The following is a 19622-nucleotide window of genomic DNA, read 5'->3' on the forward strand; positions in this document are numbered from 1 at the left end:
CTACCTTTATCGACATTTTATTTAAAAACTTATGAAAAATAAGTCTAAAAACCTATTATTTTCTAAAATTCCATTCGTCATTTTCATAACGAGTTTTTGCAAGATTTTCAACATAATCTTGTTGTTCTTGTGTCAATTCATATGGAACTAATTCAATATCTAGTGCATCCTCAAATCCTTTGTGGAATGCTTTTGTGCAAGTTTCAACATCTACTTTACGACTCGCTAATTGATTAATTGCAATTGCTTTTTGTGGTAAATGTTTGCGCATACGTTCTTTCGAAGCTTCTGATGGAAATTTGAAAAGAGATATCAATTTTTCATCATCTAAATCTATTAATATTGAGCCATGTTGTAAAATTACGCCTTCTTGTCTTGTTTGAGCACTACCCGCAACTTTTTTTCCTTCTACGACAAGTTCATACCAACTTGGTGCATCAAAACAAACTGCACTCTTAGGTTTTTTCAATATTTCTCTTTTTTCATCGGAATCAGGTATGGAAAAATAAGCATCCAAGCCAAGGTTACGGAAACCTAATAATAAACCTTCACTGATTACTCTATAAGCTTCTGTAATCGTTTTAGGCATGTCTGGGTATTCTTCGGAAACAATGACGCTATAGGTAAGTTCATGCTCATGTAAAACTGCACGACCACCTGTTGGGCGCCTTACGAAGCCTAAATTTAATTTATGTAATTGTTCAAAATCGATATCTTTTTGTGCTCGTTGAAAATAACCGATTGATAGTGTTGCAGGATTCCATTCATAAAAACGAATAACCGGAGGAATTAAGCCTTTACTATGCCAATGTAGTAATGCTTGGTCTAAAGCCATATTGTAAGATGGGCTACAAGGTCCAGAATTTATAAAATACCACTTTGTTTTCATTTTATCGTCTCCCTTTTATATCAACTTTTCTATTTTATCAAAGTCATTGGACTATCGCCAGTTCTTCTTTTATAATAATATTTATAGATAGAAAGGGGTAAGTCATTTTGAGTTGGTTATATTCAATATTAATCGTTCTTGGCGTAATCATTATTTACGCATTAATTAACGCTTTCCGCTTAAAAAAAGCAGTTACTACACTAAATGAAGAAGAATTTAAACAAGGATATCGTAAAGCGCAATTAATCGATGTTCGTGAATTAAAAGAATTTGAGAGTGGCCATATTTTAGGTGCTCGTAACTTACCTACTACGCAATTGCGTAATAGATTTCATGAGCTTCGTCCTGATAAACCTGTGTACCTTTACTGCCAAAATGCTACACGTAGTGCACGTGCTGCCATGTTTTTAAAGAAAAAAGGATATAATGAAGTTTATCAATTAGAAGGCGGCTACAAAAATTGGCACGGTAAAATTAAAGTTAAATAATCTTTTCTTCAAAAAAAGAAAGTCATTTCCAAAAAAAGAAATGGCTTTTTTCTTTTTACATTATTTATTTCCCATATCATTTCCTAAATATATATAATAGGAAGAAACTCAAATCTATATATATTTATTCCAAATAGATTAAAACATAAATTTACAATTTTTAATATAAATCTTACATAAACAAAAGACGATTCATCTCCATTCCTATTAGGATTGGAGAATCCTCGTCTGAATAATTAATCAATTGAATTATGCTTCAACAAGATTTGCAGGTTTTACGTATTTTAAGACTGGTTGACGTGCAGCGCGTGTTTCATCTAGACGACTGATAACAGTTGTGTGTGGCGCTTCTTGAACAATCTCTGGTGATTCTTCTGCTTCTTTTGCAATTTGAATCATCGCATCGCAGAAAGCATCTAATGTTTCTTTAGATTCTGTTTCAGTTGGCTCAATCATTAAACCCTCTTCCACATTTAATGGGAAGTAAGTTGTTGGTGGATGATAGCCAAAGTCTAGCAGTCTTTTTGCGATATCAAGCGTACGTACGCCCAGTTTTTTCTGACGACTACCACTTAATACAAATTCATGTTTACAATGACGATTGTAAGGTAATTCATAATATGGTTGTAAACGGCGCATCATATAGTTCGCGTTAATAACAGCATTTTCTGTAACAGCTTTTAAGCCATCTGGACCCATGGAACGAATATAAGTATATGCACGTACATTTATACCAAAGTTACCATAGTAAGGTTTTACACGGCCAATAGATTGTGGACGGTTATAATCAAAATGATATCCTTGTTCTGTTTTAACTAGCACTGGTTTTGGTAAAAATGGAATCAAATCCTCTTTAACACCAACAGGACCAGAACCAGGACCACCGCCGCCATGAGGACCAGTAAATGTCTTGTGTAAGTTTAAATGAACACAGTCAAATCCCATATCTCCAGGACGCGCTTTTGACATTACCGCATTAAGGTTCGCGCCATCATAGTAAACTTTACCACCAACACCGTGAACGATATCTGCTATTTCTAGAATATTTCCTTCAAATAGTCCTAGTGTATTTGGGTTTGTAAGCATTAAAGCAGCAGTATCTGGACCTACAACATTGCGCAAATCTTCAAGACTTACAAGACCATTTTCATCAGACTTTACAGTGACGATATCAAATCCTGCTACAGATGCAGATGCTGGGTTTGTTCCATGCGCTGAGTCAGGCACAATCACTTTAGTACGTCCAAAGTCTCCATTTGTCTCATGGAATGCACGGATCATCATAAGTGCAGTCCATTCGCCATGAGCACCAGCAGCTGGTTGAAGTGTTACTTCATCCATACCCGTAATTTCGATTAAATGTTGTTGTAAATCATACATTAATTCAAGTGCACCTTGCACTGAATTTTCTTCTTGTAAAGGATGAATATTTGCAAAACCAGGGAATCTTGCAACAGATTCATTAATCTTTGGATTGTATTTCATTGTACATGAACCAAGTGGATAGAATCCTGAATCCACACCATGGTTACGGCGTGATAGTGCTGTATAGTGACGCATGATATCTAATTCAGATAGCTCTGGTAATTCAGCCTCTTCCTCACGAATAGCTGCTGTTGGTAAAATAGTAGATAATTCTAATTCTGGAACATCTAATTCAGGTAAACTATAACCTACGCGACCCTCTTTAGATAATTCGAATACAAGCGGTTGATTTTCCTTATGCATGTTGAAGAGCCCCCATTTCTTGAACAAGTGCATCAATTTCTTCTTTTGTACGTTGTTCAGTAACAGCAATTAATACATGGTTTTCTAATTCAGGTTTTACTTTACCTAAATTAAAGCCACCAATTATACCTTTTGTCAATAAAGCTGTATTCAATTCTTCAACTGAACCATTTACTTTAACAACAATTTCATTGAAATGAGCGCCATTGAAAGGTACTTCAAATCCAGCACGTACAAAAGCTTCTTTTGCATAATGCGTTTTTAGAATATTTTGTTTTGCCATTTCTTGAACACCTTTTTTACCAAGTGCTGTCATTGCTACAGACGCTGCTAATGCATTTAATGCTTGGTTAGAGCAAATATTAGAAGTAGCTTTTTCACGACGAATATGTTGTTCACGTGCTTGTAGCGTTAGTACAAAACCACGACGGCCTTCTTCATCTACTGTTTCTCCAATTAGACGACCAGGAACCTTACGCATTAATTTTGTAGTTGTAGCAAAGTAACCGCAATGTGGACCACCAAAAGCTTCAGGAATACCAAATGGTTGAGCATCTCCAACTGTAATATCTGCTCCCATTTTGCCAGGAGGTGTTAGAATTCCCAATGATAATGGATTGCTTGAAATAATTGAAAGACCTTTCACTGCATGAATTGCATCAGAAATTGCCTGAACATTTTCGATTTGTCCATAGAAGTTTGGATATTGTACCATGACACCTGCAGTATTATTATCAATTAAACTTTCAAGCACTTCTAAGTCTGTTTTCCCATCTTTTAACGGTACAGTAACCACTTCAATGGATTGACCATATGCGTAAGTTTTTACAACATCTTGGGCAATTGGATGTACCGCTTCTGATACTAACAGTTTTTTTCGACGAGTTTGACCTGCGGCTAGCATTCCGGCTTCTGCAAGTGCTGTTCCTCCATCGTACATAGAAGAGTTTGCAAGATCCATACCTGTTAGTTCAGCAATCATTGTTTGGAATTCAAAGATTGCTTGCAATTCCCCTTGAGAAATTTCAGGTTGATATGGTGTATAAGCAGTATAAAATTCAGAACGAGAAATGACATGGTCTACAATAACAGGTTTATAGTGATCATACACACCTGCTCCTAGGAATGAGACATACTCATCACTATTTGCATTTTGTTTTGCAAGTTGAGCTAATTCTTTTAATAATGCTGTTTCTGATTTTGCAGGTTTGATATTGTATTCACCTTTAAATCGGATCTTTTCTGGGATGTCAGCGAATAATTCATCAACTGATGATACACCAATAACCTTTAACATATCTTGCTGATCTTGTTCAGTCATTGGTAAATAGCGATGTTTCATGCAATAAAACCTCTCTTCACTTTATTTTTGGCGTTTATAAAAAGGTGTTTCTACCGTTTTTACCTTAAGTCTACGATTTCGAATTTCAATCTCTAATTCTTGGCCCACAACCGCATATTCACTTTTCACAAGTGCTAACCCAATATTACGTTTAGTTAGTGGCGATTGTGTACCTGTTGTTACCTCACCGATTTCTTCTTCCCCTTTATAGACTTTATATCCATGACGAGGGATCCCTTTGTCAATCATTTCAATGCCAATACTTTTTCTTGGCACACCATTTTCCTTTTGAGCGAGTAATGCATCCTTACCGATGAAATCTTCTTTATTTAATTTCACGACAAAGTTAATACCTGCTTCAAGTGGTGAAATAGTATTTGATAATTCTTGTCCATACAATGGAAGGCATGATTCAAATCGAAGAGTATCACGTGCACCTAAACCACAAGGAAGAACTCCCTTTGATTCTCCAGCTTGTAAGATTAAATCCCAAAGTGCAACAATTGCATCATTGGAAGCATATATTTCGAAACCATCTTCGCCAGTATAACCAGTACGAGATACTAAAGTATCGTAGCCTTTTATATTTACATGTTGTTGTAAACGGAATGGTTTGATTTCTTGAAGATTCGTTTCAGTTAATTGTTGTAACACTTCTAATGCAATAGGTCCTTGAAGTGCTAATTGACCGAATTCACTTGAACGATTTGTGATTGTCACATCTCCAAAAGCCTGTTTTTTCATCCAATCAAAATCTTTTTCAATATTTGCTGCATTTACAACTAATAAATACTTAGCTTCTTCTAGTTTGTAGATTAGTAAATCATCTACAACTCCACCATCTTCATAACACATTGTTGTATATTGTGTTTGATTGATTGCAACTTTTGAAACATCATTTGTCACTAAATTTTGCAAATAAGCTAAACTATCTGAACCTTCAACAAAGATTTCTCCCATATGCGAAACATCGAATAACCCCGCATTTTTGCGAACAGCTTCATGTTCAGCTTTAATAGAAGAAAATTGCACAGGTAAATCCCATCCACCAAAATCAATTGTTTTACCGCCATATTTTGCATATGAATCAAATAATGGTGTATGTTTTAATTCTGTTCCCATTTTGTTGCCCCCTAATCCTCATAGTCTTATCCAGCTCCACGCGCCAGGTCCTCGAAAGTACACAGTATGATGTGATTTCGATAGCCTAAGTACGCCGTACGATTCGACGTACTTAGGCTATCTTCCTTCGTTCGGACGCGTTCAGCATTTAAATAAAAAGACAGAGAAATCCAATTTTTGGATTTCTCTGTCCCATGCACCTGAAAGTTTAACCATTACGGTTGGCCTCTTTGGTGGCTACTTAGAGTAGCTCTCTCCAGAGTTGCGTCCCTTACGAGTCTTTTTGCCTGAGAGATTCATAGCACTTTGCTACTTGCTCCTTCGGCGACGCAATTTTTGCGTTCTCTCCCCGTACAATCATCCGCTTCCAAGAATAAATCTTGGTTCATTTCATTTCAATGTTCTATAACAGGATTGCTTGACTATATCCTAACATTGAATTACGAAAACTGCAATAAGTTTATGAAAAATGTTTCAAAGACGAATAATAAACTTACAGACCGTAAAATCATTCGCCTTTCAGTCTGGTAATTTGGAATGCTGCGTATTCAACAATTTGTCTTAATGATCTTCCTTCAGTTCGTATCGTTATATGTGTTGAACTTTTATAATATCTTCTACGCTGGTAAAACAAATCTTCTAACTCTTGTTTCGTTGAACGTTGAACAATAGGTCGATTTTTGTCTTTGTGAATTCTCTTCCAAATATCAGGAAAAGTCGCATCTAAAAATAACACTAATCCAGTTTGTCGCATAATTCTTCTATTTTCTGCATTCATCGCAACTCCACCACCAGTTGAAATAATGCAAAATTCATCTCGGAAGTCTCGCAAAAATTCCGTTTCTATTTTACGAAAATAATCTTCCCCTTTTTGCTCGAAAATCTCTGGAATAGCCATTTTTTCCCTTCTCACGATTTCTTTATCCATGTCGTAATATGGCATTCTTAGAAAATAACTGAGTCTTCTGCCAATTGCGCTTTTCCCACTCCCCATAAAGCCAACTAAATATACTTTTCTCATTTTTCTCACCTTCTTAGACAAAGCAAATGCCTTACAACTTTATATCACTTTTATTTATAGTAGCATGAACACTTGTCGATTCCAATAAATCATTCAAGGATGAGAAAAAATATAAGAAATTTAGGAGTTTATGTCAAATATTCATATTAATTTGAGCTACTAACCGTTTTATTTTCAATATTTTCATTTTCTAATTGAATAGAGTTTAATACGATTTTTGTTTGATCAATAGCTGCGATTTTCAAAGCATCATATGCTCTATAATGTGATTCATATGATGTACTAGCAGATAACAGTAAATTTGTAACAAAAAATAGGAAAATCAATGCAGTTAACAGTAAAAAACCCTCTTCATTTCTGAACATTCGGTACAATATATACTCTACTCCTTTCATCCCCATTTGCAAAGTAGACAGACATATTGACCACATAATTACGATAGTCAAAATTAGCATCTCGAATTCCAAATAATAAAGGTTGATACCCTTCGTCTCGTCTTAATTCACCCATTCCGATTGCATGCACTGCTACATCCCCTCTATTTTCGGTGAAATAATGAATACTCTTCTTATCATAATAAATTTCTTCTGCTTCGGTTAATTCATTTTGTAATTGAAATGCGAACAACTCCCATTGCAATTCACTACTATTAAGAATTCCTTTGCTTTTTTGACTATACCAAGTACAAAATAGTAAAAAGAAATGGGCAAACAGAACCAAAATCATTAGTTGGAGCAATGAATCTAATAATGTAAAACCCCCTTCTTCCTTTAAACTAAGGATTCGCATTTACACATAGCCTTTCGCTTTTTATATTTGTGTATTGTATACAAACTTGACTTTCGTCTCCTTCCCAATAATAAATCACTTCATCTATCTCAATTTCACCTTGATATTTTTGAAACTTTTTAATATTGCCAGCTGCATACAATGCTGCTTCTGCAGCATGAAGACTTAACTTTTTGCTATAAAGGGATGTCTCAAGACGATAAAAGAACGGCAATAATGTTCCAAATATAAGCATAACAATGACAAATGCCAGTAATGATTCTGGCAACGAATGTCCTTTTTCATTGAACAATTTTTACCCTTCCTTCGCCTAGATACACAATGAGTTTCGTAAGCCTACCGTTTACACTAAAAACCATGGTCCCCGCCTTAGCGACCGTATGGTTTTCTGAAAATTGTACAACATTTATATTACCAGTATGATGATATCGGATTTTTTTTGAATATTGTCTAACAATTATCGGCTTTTCTTTATTTATTTTCGATACATAAATTCGAATTTCACTTAATTCTTTTGGAACATATAAATACGTAGAGCTTTTATACTCATATGACAAGGCCTGAGTCAATTCTATATCAGTTTTCAATTCTTGGATAAAGCGGTCCTCTAGTTGTCGATCAAATTGTTTCTTACATACATTAATACCAATCATACAAATAATCATAGTAATTGAAAGAACTAATAACATCTCAATCAATGTAAAACCTTTTTGATTTTTGTAAATACGTTTAATCTGAGACTTCAACTTTGCCATCAGTAATCGTAATCGTTTTCCCTTTACAAGTATTCGAATCACCCGTCATTAGATATTCTGCATCTGCTAATTGGCTAGTTGATGAAGGATATTCTCCTAAATCAATTCTGTAAGCTTCTACCTGTCCTTGTACCATTTTGACATATGCGTCACACCCCTTTTGATCGACTGTTGCAAAATGTTTAGTAACATTCGGAATGGCAATGAGAACTAATATGGCAATGATAAAAAGCACGATTAACATCTCAATTAAAGTAAAACCTTTTTGATTCATTATTTTCATAAATCACACTCCCCCTTTTAAATAAGATCCATCATTTCGTACATTGGCAATAAAATAGCTAAATAAGCGCCTAAGATACAAAGTGCAACGATCAGAAAAAGTAATGGTTGGACAAAAGCAAGAGTCCGCTCTACGTTATTTTCTGTTCGTTTAACAAGAAATTCACTATAAATCTGTAATTCTCTCCCTAAATTCCCTCCTTGTTCACCATGGAGGACATGTGCATTAAATCCCTTATAAAAACAATTTTCTCTCTCAATCGCAGTTGATAAGGACTCTCCAAAGATTATTCTCTTCTGAATCATTTCTGCAATTTTCGCTAAATAGGGTTGCAATTTCTGTTTTTGAAGAATTTCGAGCGCTTCCTGCATAGATATTCCACTTTCAATTAGCCCTCCTAATTCATAAGAAAATTGTCGAGTCAATTGTAATTTGAAATTTCGATTCACAACTGGAATTTTCAACAATAAGTCCAACCGTTCTTTTAGAGTCTTTTTCCGTAGCCAACTCCAGAAGAAAATTAATAGTGAAACAAATAAAACAGCTAAAATTATAAATAAATCTGGTAAGTGTAAAAAGAATGAGGATAATGTCAATTGAACATTACCTTCTGAAGCTCGATTATTCATCATAAACGACATATTCGGTAAAAAGTACGTTCTAAAAGCCCAAAATAGCAAGATTAGAAATATAAATAGCATGATTGGGTATGTTAGTAATTTTAATAATTGTTGCCTATTCCGTTCTTTCTTTTCCAATTGAATTGCTACGGTGTGTAATGCTTGTACTGTTTTCCCGTGCTGTTCTGCAACTAATATGGTCATTAGATAAATATTGGGTATTCCTAATACTTTCAGAACATCTGTCATTGACGATCCATTTCGTAATTGCTTCAAAAGATGATTTTCTATCTCAGACATATTCTTAATATGATGAGGCATTAACATAAATAAAGAATCTGAAAATGTATATCCTTCTTTTAACAGAACACTCATCTTTTTTAATAATTGTGCAGGCTCTCTTAACGGAGCTTTTCTTTTGTTAAACATATTATCTATATGTTTTTTCCTTAGGTCTAAGGGTAATTGCACCAGATCTTACCCCCTTTTCCAACTGTCCTTTTAATGTATATTCATCAGGAAGTTGATAAGAATGTCCATATTCAATAGCTCTAAAAGCATCCTCTAAAAATTGATTTGCTAGTATTTCATAAATAGCTTTTGTTTGTTGCATCGTATTGGAGTAAACAAGCCGCTGTGCAACAACACCTAAAACTGTTTGTTTAAGTTCTTCAAGTGATATTCCTAAATCTAATAAACGATAAATGCACCCTACTGTGTCTTTACTATGAATTGTCGTAACAACAAAATGACCAGTTAATACAGCTTCGATTGCGATTTCTGCCGTTTCACGATCTCGTATTTCACCAATCATAATCACGTCGGGGGAATGTCTTAAAATTGCTTTTAATCCGACCGCATAGGTTACTCCAGCTCTTTCATTCACTTGAATTTGTAGTAAATTCGATTGATTATTTTCTACTGGATCTTCCAAAGAAATAATATGTTTATGATGATTACTCGCTAGATGATTGATTAAAGAATATAAAGTTGTTGATTTTCCACTTCCAGTTGGACCAGTTACAAATAAAATACCTTGAGGTTTTTCTGCGAGTTGAACTAATAGTTTTGCTGAATCAGAAAATAAACTTAACGCAGATATAGGCAATGTACGATTTTGAAGCATGATGCGAATTACAAGACTTTCTTTTAAAAAAACTGATGGTAATGTTGATACACGAAAAGAAATCTGTTGATTGTTGTATTTTTGCTCGAATGAGCCACTTTGGGGTTTTCTTTTTTCACTAATATCTAATGAGGATAAAAATTTCAAATAAGAAATCATTCGATCTCCTAAGTCTTGGGGAAGTTTTCCAGCCGCATTTAGCTGGCCGTACTTTCTAAAATATATTTCATATAGATTTTCTGTTGGCATAACGTGTAAATCTGATGCACCAAATTTTATTGCTTTTTGGAGTAGATGCATAACTTTTTGTTCAATTATTGTTTCAGTAACAGACATATTCCCTCCCTTCAACCTTACAAGTAATGACCGCTCGTTACCTGTTAACAATATTATACATGGTCTATATTGGAAAAGGAAGGATTTATTTCTACAAAGCACATGACTATTTTCCCATCGCTCAACAACTTTAGTACAATAGAACTGAAATATTTGATATTTCGATTGTTTATAGAGGTGCAATCCCTAAATAACACAAAAAAATCATAATTTACAGAAGTATAAAACCTTTATTACTGATAAAATTGTATTATTACATTATTGAATTATAATAATAATGATTACACTGGAGGTGAAATAGTTATATGATTAATCAACTTAAAGTTACCAGTACACTATCTGATGAGACAAGATTTTCTATATATCAATTTATGCTTCAAGAAAAGAGGGCCTTTTCTGTTCAGGATATTGCGGAACGCTTTCAAATTCACCCTAATGTAGCGAGACTCCATTTGACGAAGTTAAATGAGATTGAGATAATTAATTCGGAATATGAAAAAACCGGTAAGGGTGGTCGGCCAGGAAGAAAGTATAAAGCCGCACAAGAAGGCATAACTTTGTCTTTTCCAAAACGAAATTATAATGAGCTATTAGATTGGACACTTGAGATTCTCTCAGAATTTGGTGAAGATGCCAAACGTATTGGAAAGAAAATTTGCCATAAAAAAGGAACTGAAGTTATGGAAAATCTTCTCTCAAGTCATGGCAAAGATAAAAACCTCTTAACATTTGAACAAAAAGTTGAGTATATCACCGAAGCGGCATCATTAATTGGCTACGTACCTCTAATAAAGGATACACCAAATGGAAGGACGATTTCCTTTGCTGTTTATAATTGTCCATTTCTAAATGAAGTAGAAAAGCATTCACAACTAATATGTGATCTACATGAATCGTATCTAACAGGACAGTTTGATTACCTTTTTGAAGTAAAGGATTTTCTTCAAATTGAAAGTATGACAAATAGTTGTGATTATTGTACTTATCATGTTGAGATATAACAAAATATACTATATTTTTGCTTATACTATACACTAATTTCACGAAGTCTTTTAACTCGCGGTTTACATGTATCATGAAAATCATTTATAATAATTATGAGATTATTGTGTCTACGTAAAGGAGGGAATCGTACATGGACAATATGTATAAAGTGCTCGGCTTCTGGACAGGTATTTTCGCAGTTATGTTTTATTTAGGTGGTATGAAAGAGGTTTCGCTATTATTCGTAGCTAACACAGGATTTTTCCTTCTATTAGGCTTTTTAAACCTTACAGAACGTATGTATATGTACATTTTTGGTGCGTACTTAACAGTATTCTTTGCTGGATTCACGTATTACGCTACATTCATTCACGTACCAGGTTTAGAACATTAATAGTTCAAAAAGACAGTCACTTGACTGTCTTTTTGTTTTCTCTTAGTTTTTATTCGCAATATTTTTTATCCATGTTAAGGAAAGTAACATCATATAAACAAATGATATGGCTAATTAAGCTTTTTTAATCTAAAATCCATTTAAAAAAGGATTTAATTCCATTTCAATATCTACTCTAGTAGGATTCCCATGACCTGGATAAATAATTGTCTCTTCATCAAGTGTTAATAACTTGTCATGAATTGATGATAAGAGTTGCTTACTATTCCCTTCCGGTAAATCTGTTCTGCCGATACTTCCCTCAAATAGTGTATCCCCTACAATTGCAAATCCCTCATTCTTAAATAAGAATGTAATGCTTCCTGGCGAATGACCAGGAGTATGCAAAATTTCAAAGCTGAAATTACCCTTCTCTACTATTTTCTCTTCGCTGATTAATTGGTCAGTAGGCTCAATAATAATATCAGGTATTTCTGCATATTTAGCCGAGCCATTCTTTTTAGGATCTTGCAACCAACTAGATTCCTTTTTATGCAAGTAAACTGGTATTTTGAAGGCTTCTCTTACAGCATCAACACCACCAATATGGTCGAAATGTGCATGCGTTAAAAGAATAGCAAGCGGTTTCAGATTAAGTGCTCTTAATTGTTTTACAAATTTTTCTCCTTCACCACCAGGATCAATAACCAAGCATTCATTTTCTGAATTACTAATGACATAGCAATTTGCTTGAACTGGCCCAAGTGGAAATGTACGAACGTTCAACATTTTCATCACCTCTTCTACATTATACAGATAAATAAATTCAGCTACTATTGTTGAAGGTTCAAATTTATAAAAAGAATTAAAAATTGATTGAAAAATTCCAACTTATCACCACTTTCAAATTTCCGATACTTTTAGTTCTCGACAAAAGTAATAAATAGCTTTACAATAGAGGAGGAATATTGTTTGCGACATTCATTTTCTGATGTCGAAAGGAGTGTCTATATTGAACTTATTAATGGTTATTTTTGGCCTAGTTGCAATTCTAGGTCTTGTTGGCACTGTGCAAAGCATTAAAGAAAAAGCTATTCTTGGAATTATTTTTAACTTCGCAGCTTTTGCAGTGTTCGGATGGTTCGTTGTGATGACTGTCCTACATCAAGGTTTTCCACCAAGCCTTCATCACTAATATTTATAGTAGTAAAAAAGATATCCTGTTTCAGGATATCTTTTTTTGTTTTTTAGAAGGTTTATGACTAAAGTTAACATTGATTCAATCTTTAATATAAAATAAAAAGCCACATAGCTAGTCGATTAGCTATGTGGCTATCAATATGATTAAAATTTACTTTTTACTACTAACATTGGATTTTGCTTTTTCCTTATCGTAGAAACGGAGCAAGTCACCATTAATGATTTTATCAGAATAATACAGTTTTTTAGAAGCTTGATCAATATATGGATCACAGTTTTTCGACTCAGTTTGTTCACCAGTTTTCTTGTCGTAACATACTTCTCCTGCATATAAAAATTTATCTGTTACGAATCGTCCATCACGGAACGCTACAAAGTTTTTATGATCTTTTGAGAATAAATCTGTACCCATTTGTAAATCATTTGATGTGTCGACACCTAATAAATGTAACACAGTCGGTCTTACGTCCATTTGACCAGCAACTTCATGCATTTGTTTACCTATACCTGAATGTGGTATATGGATAAAGAATGGAACTTTTTGAAGTTGTGCAGAATCAAAGGGTGTTATTGAATCTTTTCCTAAATATTGAGCCATAGCTTTATTATGGTTTTCTGAAATACCATAGTGGTCACCATACATAACAATAATAGAATTATCGTATAATCCAGATGCTTTTAGATCTTTAAATAACTCTTTAATTGCTTCATCTGTATATCGTACAGTTTGGAAATAGCGATTTACAGTATTGTCACTAGATGTGTATGGTTTAATAAATTGGTCCTCTGGATCAGATGTAAATGGAAAATGGTTAGACAATGTTATCATACGAGTATAGAAAGGTTGAGGCATTGTCTTCATAATTTGAACAGATTGATCCATAAACGGAATATCTTTTAATCCCCAGTTTGCAGAGTTATCATCCGTTACTTTATAAGAATCCACATCGTAGAAATGCTTAATATTTAATGCTTGATACATCATATCACGGTTCCAGAAGCTCTTGTTATTGGCGTGAAGTACAGAAGTATAATAACCATTATGATTTAAGCTATCTGCCATTGAGTTAAATGTATTTCCACTGTTTGTGAAGAATACTGCTCCACCACCAGTACCATATAATGAGTTTTCAATAATAAACTCTGCATCTGAAGTTTTTCCTAAACCAGTTTGATGATAAAAGTTATCAAAATAGAATGTGTCTTTATCTTTTGACAGTTTGTTTAGGAATGGCGTAATTTCTTGACCATTCACTTTATTATTAATTACGAAGTTTTGAGTTGATTCTAATGAAATAATGATGACATTACGTTTTTTAGCTACTCCAAAGGTTTTAGGTTTGTCACTACCTTGGTTTGATTTTACATAGTTAGTAACTTCCGTTAACTCGCTGCCATCAGCTAATGCACGTTGAGCATGTGATTTTGATTGTACAAAAATATCATATAAATGATAGTTATAAGTACCGATGTTTTTAACTAAAAGCTCACGGTCAAAGCTACGAGTCAATAACTGAGGTCTTTCAGTTTCTGCAAGGCCTAGATTTAAGAACAACATTGCAAATGAAAGCACAAAGTATGTGCGTCGCATATTTGGTTTTACAACAATTGCTTGTTTTGCAATAGGTAAAAACTTAACTGCCAAAATTAATAAAATTAGATCTGTAAAATAGAAAAGATCCGTAAAGTTAATAGATGATTTAGCAGAATTCCCTAAATCACCAAAGTTACTAGTTTGGAACAATACAGGTAGTGTTATAAAATCATTAAAGAATCTATAAAATGCTACATTAGCATATAGAACAATAGACAATATCGCACTAACTGTAATCAAGTAACGATTGCGTACTTTTGAAGATTTGAAAAATAATGAAATCCCATAAATGAACAATAAGAACGCTAGTGGATTGATAAATAATATTATTTGTTGCATGACATTTTCAATTTTCATATCAAAACTTGTTAAATAAGTGATGTATGTCTTTATCCAAGTGGTGATTATCGCAATCACCAATATTGAATGTTTAGGTAGCTTATCAAGTTTCATTTCCTAACATCCTCCTACTTTCTTTCGTAACAATTTTAGTTCCATTATTGAAAGAAACAAAATATATATTAATACTTTTTTTACAATAACGCAACAATTTTATTACGTTTTCTTAAATGTAATCATTCATATGCACTTATATATAAACGTATTCTTCTTTTAAAGGTTTCACTCTTCTTCAACTATTTTTTACTTTATTTTGAATCTAAATTTTTCTCTGTTTCTAATCGAACTATTTCCATTTTTAGAATGTGGCGGGCTGATTGAAATTCTCTCGCCTCCATTAATCCAGCCTTATATAGCTCGACTAAATCCATTTCCATTAATTGCAAATCACCGATACGGTTCTTCGTATAGACGAATGTACCGAAGCGTTTTAATAACTGCATTACATCATAAACTGTTTCCAAGGGAAAAATAACCCCTTTCATACTTCTTTACATTGAATTATTTCGTGTTCAGTAATAATTTTTTCAATAGGTATATCATAATCATCTCTCGGTATTTTTTCAACTAACTGTTTGTTAAATGCTAAAGAAATTGTCGGTTCCTTATAATTCGATAAAAAGCGATCATAATAGCCACCACCGAAACCTAGTCTATAACCTTGTCTATCGTATGCAAGTCCAGGCACAATTAAACAATCTATTTGACTCTTTACCACTTTAACTGTTCGATGTGGAATGGGCTCAGAGAGATGCATATACACGGTTTCGAGTTGATCAAAAGATGTAATTTCATAAAATGACATCTCCCTTGTTTTTGGTTCACATTTTGGCACAACAACTTTCTTCTTAGCTTTCCAAAATGTCTCGATTAAACTCCAAGTCTCAACTTCTGGAAATGAAGATAAAGTAATGCCAATCATATTGGCTTTTTTCACCGCAGGTTCTTCTAAGAGTTTTTTATGTATCAATGCAGATTTTTCTTTATAAGTATTCTGTGAAAGCATTTTCAATTCATTCATTATTATTTTGCGAAGTTCTTTTTTTTGCATAGCACTAAAGCACTCCTGTTCTATAAAATGGAAAAGCCAAAACCACAATGGGTTTTGGCAATGAGCATTACTTTGTTTCACGGTGAAGTGTCATTTTGTGATCACGTGAGCAATATTTTTTCAATTCAAGACGTTCTGGATTGTTACGTTTGTTTTTCTTTGAAATGTAGTTACGTTCACCACATTCAGTGCAAGCTAATGTAATATTAACGCGCATTGTTATCCCTCCCACTCTATATAAAGAATAAAATGTCTTAGTGAGCATGATTTATACGACTAATACATTATATCATAATTTGCAAAAAAATCTACAGTGATTTCTTAATAGAATGCTGTATGTTACAATAAATGCACAACTAAATATCCTTTTTGAGGTGAATAACAATGGACTTATCGCTCATTTTGATCATCATTGGAATCATCATTATTATTGCATCCTTTTTTGTAGGTAATCAATCGAAAGAATTAGAAAAAGATGTTGAAGAATTATCTCTAAACTTTTATCAAGAAACGCATCAATTGAAACGTCGTTTAAAAGTAATAGAGGAAGAGCTTTTAATAGATTTACAAACGACATTTGGAAAACAAAACAAGAAAGTAGGTTCAAAGTCAAACGCTAAAAACACTATTAATGGTATTCATCAAATATTAATTAGCCAAGTGTTAACTTTACATAAACAAGGCTATAACTTAGATGAAATTAGTAAGCGGTCTTCTCTAACACCTGACCAAATACAAGCCATCATTTCTTCTGGGGGCAAAATCAAATGATAAAATCTACGTTGCGTTCATTTGGATGTGGTATTTTCTTAGCCGGAAGTCTTATGTCCCTATCAACTCATTTCAATTCAAACGATTCGAACATTCCTTCAAAGGCTTCTTTAGTGAATTCAAAAGATACAGTCGTTATTAAGAAATCAGAACTGAATGCATTAAAGGAAGAAACAACTAATGTAAAAGCACAGTTGGCCAAGATTCAAACAAATTACAATAATTTAAAAGCTGATCAAACAACCAAAAAAAACAGTGTCAAATCTTATACCCTTGTTATAAAAAAAGGTATGGGAACATCAGAAGTTAGTAAAGCTTTGAAAAACGGGGGCATCATAAAAGATGATGCTGAATTCGAACGGTATATAATTAATCGTGATCAAGCAAAATTTATCCAAATAGGTGATTACAAAATTTCTTCCGATATGACCAATGAAGAAATTTTAACTATAATTACAAAACCTAAATAAAACAAAGATGTTTCAAAAGTGATATCACTAATGAAACATCTTTTTATATTCATCTATATTAAATAGGTAGTAATGCATTGTTTCATTCATTCTTACTTTTAAAAATATTATAAAAAGAGTTTCCAAATAATTTTTGGAAACTCTTTTTTTATGAATTTAAAGTAAATCGTTTACCTTGTACTATAAAAAATAATGCTTCTGCTAAATTTGTTGCATGATCTGCAGCTCGCTCTATATGTTTACAAATCAAAGCTAGTTGAATTGCTTGACCACTTGAATTTTCGCTTGAAGCCATTGTTTCAAGCGCAGCCATTGTTTCACCATAGTATTTGTCAATTTGGTCATCACGAAGAGCAATTTCTTTTGCCTTATTAACATCCTCATTAACAAAAGCACTAAGCATTTCTTTCAACATCAATACAGTTAATTGTCCCATTTCGCGTAATTGTTTTTCTGGATAAGGATGTGGATTTGTTCCAATTCTTATTGTTTCTTTTCCAATACTTACAGCATAATCACCGATTCGCTCCATATCTTGAGCTGCACGAATTAATGCGACTAATCTCCGAAGATCAGTTGCTACCGGTTGTTGTTTTGTTATGACTAAAATAATTTCATCATGTAAATGTTCTTCTAACCGATTGATAAAACGATCCTGTTCAATAATTATAATTGCTCCGTCCATATCTTTATTAAAAAATACTTCAAGTGACTTTTCAAATGCATTAATTGAACGCTCACAAAGTTCTATCAATAAGTTTTGGACACGATTTAAATCTTTGTCAAAAGCTTCACGAGGTGCCAATCTAATTCCTCCTTATCCAAATCTTCCAGAAATATAATCTTCAGTTCTGCGATCTGATGGTGTTGAGAATAACTTGTTTGTATTATCAAATTCAATTACTTCTCCATTTAAAAAGAATGCAGTTTTATCAGAAATACGCGCTGCTTGTTGCATATTATGAGTTACGATAATTATTGAATAATTTTGTTTTAGTTCTTGGACAAGTTCTTCTACCTTTAATGTAGAGATTGGGTCAAGAGCAGATGTTGGTTCATCCATTAAAATGACATCTGGTTCAATTGCTAAACAGCGAGCGATACAAATACGTTGTTGTTGCCCACCTGATAAACCATATGCATTTTGATTTAAGCGATCTTTTACATCATCCCAAATTGCGGCCCCGCGTAAACTTTTCTCTACGATTTCATCTAACATCTTTTTGTTTCTAATACCGTGAATTCTTGGTCCATAAGCTATATTGTCATAGATAGATTTTGGGAATGGATTTGGTTTTTGGAAAACCATACCAACTCTTGTACGCAATTCCTCAACTCTATAGTCTTTATCAAGAATATTACTATCACGATATAAAATTTCGCCTGTAGTGTGAACTGTAGGTACGAGTTCAACCATACGATTCAATGTTTTAATATATGTTGACTTACCACAACCAGAAGGTCCGATAATAGCTGTTACATCATTTTCTAAAATGTCAAGATTTATATCTTTTAATGCTTGTGAGTCGCCATACCACAAGTTTAAGTTCTGAGTTCGGTATACAGCTTGTTTTTTTTCTGTTTCAAGCACTTTTAAATCCTCCACTGATTTTTCTTCTGATTCTCTAACTTGAACTTTTAACATTTTATATCCCCCTACTATTAATAGCATTTTGGAATTTTTGAGTTTACACTTTAAAGAAGGAACTCTACTACGATTTTAGATACTCTTTTCAACTGGCTATAATCTATGTTGTTTATCTTTGAAATCCATTACAGCCCCATCTCCTACTATAAGTACTACTAGTGCCATCATCTTTTGACAAAATGTTTCCCAGGAAATGTGAATCCTATACCATAAGAAATCACTCGATTTTAAAATTCCAAGTTTGAACATAATGTAGCTAATTTGAAGGGTTTTTAATCAGATATTACATTATCTTTCATCAGTATTCCTCCAATAGTATTAAGAACTGAAGTATGCTAAAAGATTAGAGTACGGTGAAGAGTGTATTATATATAGACATAAAATTAAATTTGCATCACCATTGAAACCCGATATCATTTTTTTAACTTTAATTATGATGGAATCTGTGATACTCAATCTGATTTTGCTGTAGATTCAACAGCAAGCGAAACTATTATTAATACATAAATTACTCTTGACACTGCAAGAACAATGAATTACATCAATAACTAGTGACTTTTCACTTCAGCTAAAAATAGCTTAGCCGAAAATGAATCGTTTTGTTAATTACAATACATACTATAAAGCTTAATT

At 33.3% G+C, this 19622-nt stretch carries 25 protein-coding genes and 1 riboswitch; of the genes, 6 read left to right on the forward strand and 19 right to left on the reverse strand.

Features of this window, described 5'->3' with window-relative positions:
• Positions 1-55: 55 nt before the first annotated feature.
• The gene (locus tag ACWV26_RS12855; protein WP_455895132.1) at positions 56-889 is read right to left on the reverse strand and encodes a lipoate--protein ligase family protein; all 834 of its coding nucleotides are present in this window, start codon (positions 887-889) and stop codon (positions 56-58) included.
• A 107-nt stretch (positions 890-996) separates the two neighbouring features.
• Here ACWV26_RS12855 and ACWV26_RS12860 point away from each other — a divergent pair, with 107 nt between their 5' ends.
• The gene (locus ACWV26_RS12860; RefSeq protein WP_455895133.1) at positions 997-1377 is read left to right on the forward strand and encodes a rhodanese-like domain-containing protein; all 381 of its coding nucleotides are present in this window, start codon (positions 997-999) and stop codon (positions 1375-1377) included.
• Between the two features lie 249 nt (positions 1378-1626).
• On the opposite strand, the gene gcvPB is transcribed toward ACWV26_RS12860, so the two are convergent.
• The 11 genes from gcvPB to comGA all read right to left on the reverse strand — a co-directional run bounded on the left by gcvPB (position 1627) and on the right by comGA (position 10499).
• The gene (gene gcvPB, locus ACWV26_RS12865; RefSeq protein WP_455895134.1) at positions 1627-3105 is read right to left on the reverse strand and encodes an aminomethyl-transferring glycine dehydrogenase subunit GcvPB; all 1479 of its coding nucleotides are present in this window, start codon (positions 3103-3105) and stop codon (positions 1627-1629) included.
• Complete coding sequence (gcvPA, locus tag ACWV26_RS12870; RefSeq protein WP_455895135.1) at positions 3098-4447, reverse strand: aminomethyl-transferring glycine dehydrogenase subunit GcvPA; 1350 nt, start codon at positions 4445-4447, stop codon at positions 3098-3100. Before gcvPA ends, gcvPB begins: the two co-directional genes overlap by 8 nt.
• 21 nt (positions 4448-4468) lie before the next feature.
• Complete coding sequence (gene gcvT, locus ACWV26_RS12875) at positions 4469-5569, reverse strand: glycine cleavage system aminomethyltransferase GcvT (protein WP_455895136.1); 1101 nt, start codon at positions 5567-5569, stop codon at positions 4469-4471.
• Positions 5570-5834: 265 nt separating this feature from the next.
• A riboswitch (glycine riboswitch) is annotated at positions 5835-5930 on the reverse strand.
• A gap of 147 nt (positions 5931-6077) precedes the next feature.
• Positions 6078-6590, reverse strand: coding sequence for a shikimate kinase (locus ACWV26_RS12880; RefSeq protein ID WP_455895137.1), 513 nt, complete (start codon positions 6588-6590; stop codon positions 6078-6080).
• A gap of 146 nt (positions 6591-6736) precedes the next feature.
• Positions 6737-6964 carry a hypothetical protein gene (locus ACWV26_RS12885; RefSeq protein ID WP_455895138.1) on the reverse strand — a complete coding sequence of 76 codons (228 nt, stop codon included), beginning with the start codon at positions 6962-6964 and terminating at the stop codon, positions 6737-6739.
• Positions 6942-7379 carry a competence type IV pilus minor pilin ComGF gene (gene comGF / locus ACWV26_RS12890; RefSeq protein ID WP_455895139.1) on the reverse strand — a complete coding sequence of 146 codons (438 nt, stop codon included), beginning with the start codon at positions 7377-7379 and terminating at the stop codon, positions 6942-6944. The genes ACWV26_RS12885 and comGF overlap by 23 nt, the downstream gene beginning before the upstream one ends.
• On the reverse strand, positions 7366-7671 hold the full coding sequence (locus tag ACWV26_RS12895; protein WP_455895140.1) for a hypothetical protein: 306 nt from the start codon (positions 7669-7671) through the stop codon (positions 7366-7368). Before ACWV26_RS12895 ends, comGF begins: the two co-directional genes overlap by 14 nt.
• Positions 7661-8134, reverse strand: a complete 474-nt coding sequence (comGD, locus tag ACWV26_RS12900; protein WP_455895141.1) for a competence type IV pilus minor pilin ComGD — start codon at positions 8132-8134, stop codon at positions 7661-7663. The genes ACWV26_RS12895 and comGD overlap by 11 nt, the downstream gene beginning before the upstream one ends.
• Positions 8109-8417: a competence type IV pilus major pilin ComGC gene (comGC, locus tag ACWV26_RS12905; protein WP_455895142.1), complete on the reverse strand. Its 309-nt coding sequence runs from the start codon at positions 8415-8417 to the stop codon at positions 8109-8111. The genes comGD and comGC overlap by 26 nt, the downstream gene beginning before the upstream one ends.
• A gap of 17 nt (positions 8418-8434) precedes the next feature.
• A complete protein-coding gene (comGB, locus tag ACWV26_RS12910) occupies positions 8435-9508 on the reverse strand; it encodes a competence type IV pilus assembly protein ComGB (RefSeq protein ID WP_455895143.1) in 1074 nt (357 codons plus the stop codon).
• Positions 9468-10499, reverse strand: coding sequence for a competence type IV pilus ATPase ComGA (comGA, locus tag ACWV26_RS12915; RefSeq protein WP_455895144.1), 1032 nt, complete (start codon positions 10497-10499; stop codon positions 9468-9470). Before comGA ends, comGB begins: the two co-directional genes overlap by 41 nt.
• 305 nt (positions 10500-10804) lie before the next feature.
• On the opposite strand from comGA, the gene ACWV26_RS12920 reads away from it, so the two are divergent.
• Positions 10805-11500 carry a helix-turn-helix transcriptional regulator gene (locus ACWV26_RS12920; protein ID WP_455895145.1) on the forward strand — a complete coding sequence of 232 codons (696 nt, stop codon included), beginning with the start codon at positions 10805-10807 and terminating at the stop codon, positions 11498-11500.
• Positions 11501-11634: 134 nt separating this feature from the next.
• Complete coding sequence (locus ACWV26_RS12925; RefSeq protein WP_119416339.1) at positions 11635-11877, forward strand: DUF2626 family protein; 243 nt, start codon at positions 11635-11637, stop codon at positions 11875-11877.
• A gap of 129 nt (positions 11878-12006) precedes the next feature.
• On the opposite strand, the gene ACWV26_RS12930 is transcribed toward ACWV26_RS12925, so the two are convergent.
• On the reverse strand, positions 12007-12645 hold the full coding sequence (locus ACWV26_RS12930) for an MBL fold metallo-hydrolase (protein ID WP_455895146.1): 639 nt from the start codon (positions 12643-12645) through the stop codon (positions 12007-12009).
• 223 nt (positions 12646-12868) lie between these two features.
• Here ACWV26_RS12930 and ACWV26_RS12935 point away from each other — a divergent pair, with 223 nt between their 5' ends.
• Positions 12869-13051: a DUF2759 domain-containing protein gene (locus tag ACWV26_RS12935; RefSeq protein ID WP_455895147.1), complete on the forward strand. Its 183-nt coding sequence runs from the start codon at positions 12869-12871 to the stop codon at positions 13049-13051.
• Between the two features lie 156 nt (positions 13052-13207).
• Here the strand turns inward: ACWV26_RS12935 and ACWV26_RS12940 are convergent, their stop codons facing one another.
• The 4 genes from ACWV26_RS12940 to rpmG form a co-directional block, all read right to left on the reverse strand.
• Positions 13208-15103, reverse strand: coding sequence for an LTA synthase family protein (locus tag ACWV26_RS12940; protein WP_455895148.1), 1896 nt, complete (start codon positions 15101-15103; stop codon positions 13208-13210).
• A 194-nt stretch (positions 15104-15297) separates the two neighbouring features.
• Positions 15298-15513, reverse strand: coding sequence for a YqgQ family protein (locus ACWV26_RS12945; RefSeq protein ID WP_455895149.1), 216 nt, complete (start codon positions 15511-15513; stop codon positions 15298-15300).
• Between the two features lie 17 nt (positions 15514-15530).
• Positions 15531-16100: a 5-formyltetrahydrofolate cyclo-ligase gene (locus ACWV26_RS12950; RefSeq protein ID WP_455895150.1), complete on the reverse strand. Its 570-nt coding sequence runs from the start codon at positions 16098-16100 to the stop codon at positions 15531-15533.
• 67 nt (positions 16101-16167) lie between these two features.
• Positions 16168-16317, reverse strand: coding sequence for a 50S ribosomal protein L33 (gene rpmG / locus ACWV26_RS12955; RefSeq protein WP_066786565.1), 150 nt, complete (start codon positions 16315-16317; stop codon positions 16168-16170).
• 167 nt (positions 16318-16484) lie between these two features.
• On the opposite strand from rpmG, the gene ACWV26_RS12960 reads away from it, so the two are divergent.
• Both ACWV26_RS12960 and ACWV26_RS12965 read left to right on the forward strand, forming a co-directional pair.
• A complete protein-coding gene (locus tag ACWV26_RS12960; RefSeq protein WP_455895151.1) occupies positions 16485-16871 on the forward strand; it encodes a hypothetical protein in 387 nt (128 codons plus the stop codon).
• Positions 16868-17341, forward strand: coding sequence for a hypothetical protein (locus ACWV26_RS12965; RefSeq protein WP_455895152.1), 474 nt, complete (start codon positions 16868-16870; stop codon positions 17339-17341). The genes ACWV26_RS12960 and ACWV26_RS12965 overlap by 4 nt, the downstream gene beginning before the upstream one ends.
• Positions 17342-17489: 148 nt before the next feature.
• Here the strand turns inward: ACWV26_RS12965 and phoU are convergent, their stop codons facing one another.
• On the reverse strand, positions 17490-18146 hold the full coding sequence (gene phoU / locus ACWV26_RS12970) for a phosphate signaling complex protein PhoU (protein ID WP_455895153.1): 657 nt from the start codon (positions 18144-18146) through the stop codon (positions 17490-17492).
• A gap of 12 nt (positions 18147-18158) precedes the next feature.
• Positions 18159-18986, reverse strand: coding sequence for a phosphate ABC transporter ATP-binding protein PstB (gene pstB, locus ACWV26_RS12975; protein WP_455895154.1), 828 nt, complete (start codon positions 18984-18986; stop codon positions 18159-18161).
• Positions 18987-19622: the final 636 nt, after the last annotated feature.

The sequence above is a fragment of the Rummeliibacillus sp. JY-2-4R genome (assembly GCF_053847205.1).

What these genes read in the sequence shown, in the direction of transcription:
- ACWV26_RS12855 (WP_455895132.1), bottom strand. Translation starts at nt 889, where the DNA reads ATGAAAACAAAGTGGTATTTTATAAATTCTGGACCTTGTAGCCCATCT.
- gcvPB (WP_455895134.1), bottom strand. Translation starts at nt 3,105, where the DNA reads ATGCATAAGGAAAATCAACCGCTTGTATTCGAATTATCTAAAGAGGGT.
- gcvPA (WP_455895135.1), bottom strand. Translation starts at nt 4,447, where the DNA reads ATGAAACATCGCTATTTACCAATGACTGAACAAGATCAGCAAGATATG.
- gcvT (WP_455895136.1), bottom strand. Translation starts at nt 5,569, where the DNA reads ATGGGAACAGAATTAAAACATACACCATTATTTGATTCATATGCAAAA.
- ACWV26_RS12880 (WP_455895137.1), bottom strand. Translation starts at nt 6,590, where the DNA reads ATGAGAAAAGTATATTTAGTTGGCTTTATGGGGAGTGGGAAAAGCGCA.
- comGF (WP_455895139.1), bottom strand. Translation starts at nt 7,379, where the DNA reads ATGCGAATCCTTAGTTTAAAGGAAGAAGGGGGTTTTACATTATTAGAT.
- comGD (WP_455895141.1), bottom strand. Translation starts at nt 8,134, where the DNA reads ATGGCAAAGTTGAAGTCTCAGATTAAACGTATTTACAAAAATCAAAAA.
- comGC (WP_455895142.1), bottom strand. Translation starts at nt 8,417, where the DNA reads ATGAAAATAATGAATCAAAAAGGTTTTACTTTAATTGAGATGTTAATC.
- comGA (WP_455895144.1), bottom strand. Translation starts at nt 10,499, where the DNA reads ATGTCTGTTACTGAAACAATAATTGAACAAAAAGTTATGCATCTACTC.
- ACWV26_RS12920 (WP_455895145.1), top strand. Translation starts at nt 10,805, where the DNA reads ATGATTAATCAACTTAAAGTTACCAGTACACTATCTGATGAGACAAGA.
- ACWV26_RS12925 (WP_119416339.1), top strand. Translation starts at nt 11,635, where the DNA reads ATGGACAATATGTATAAAGTGCTCGGCTTCTGGACAGGTATTTTCGCA.
- ACWV26_RS12930 (WP_455895146.1), bottom strand. Translation starts at nt 12,645, where the DNA reads ATGTTGAACGTTCGTACATTTCCACTTGGGCCAGTTCAAGCAAATTGC.
- ACWV26_RS12940 (WP_455895148.1), bottom strand. Translation starts at nt 15,103, where the DNA reads ATGAAACTTGATAAGCTACCTAAACATTCAATATTGGTGATTGCGATA.
- ACWV26_RS12950 (WP_455895150.1), bottom strand. Translation starts at nt 16,100, where the DNA reads ATGCAAAAAAAAGAACTTCGCAAAATAATAATGAATGAATTGAAAATG.
- rpmG (WP_066786565.1), bottom strand. Translation starts at nt 16,317, where the DNA reads ATGCGCGTTAATATTACATTAGCTTGCACTGAATGTGGTGAACGTAAC.
- ACWV26_RS12960 (WP_455895151.1), top strand. Translation starts at nt 16,485, where the DNA reads ATGGACTTATCGCTCATTTTGATCATCATTGGAATCATCATTATTATT.
- ACWV26_RS12965 (WP_455895152.1), top strand. Translation starts at nt 16,868, where the DNA reads ATGATAAAATCTACGTTGCGTTCATTTGGATGTGGTATTTTCTTAGCC.
- pstB (WP_455895154.1), bottom strand. Translation starts at nt 18,986, where the DNA reads ATGTTAAAAGTTCAAGTTAGAGAATCAGAAGAAAAATCAGTGGAGGAT.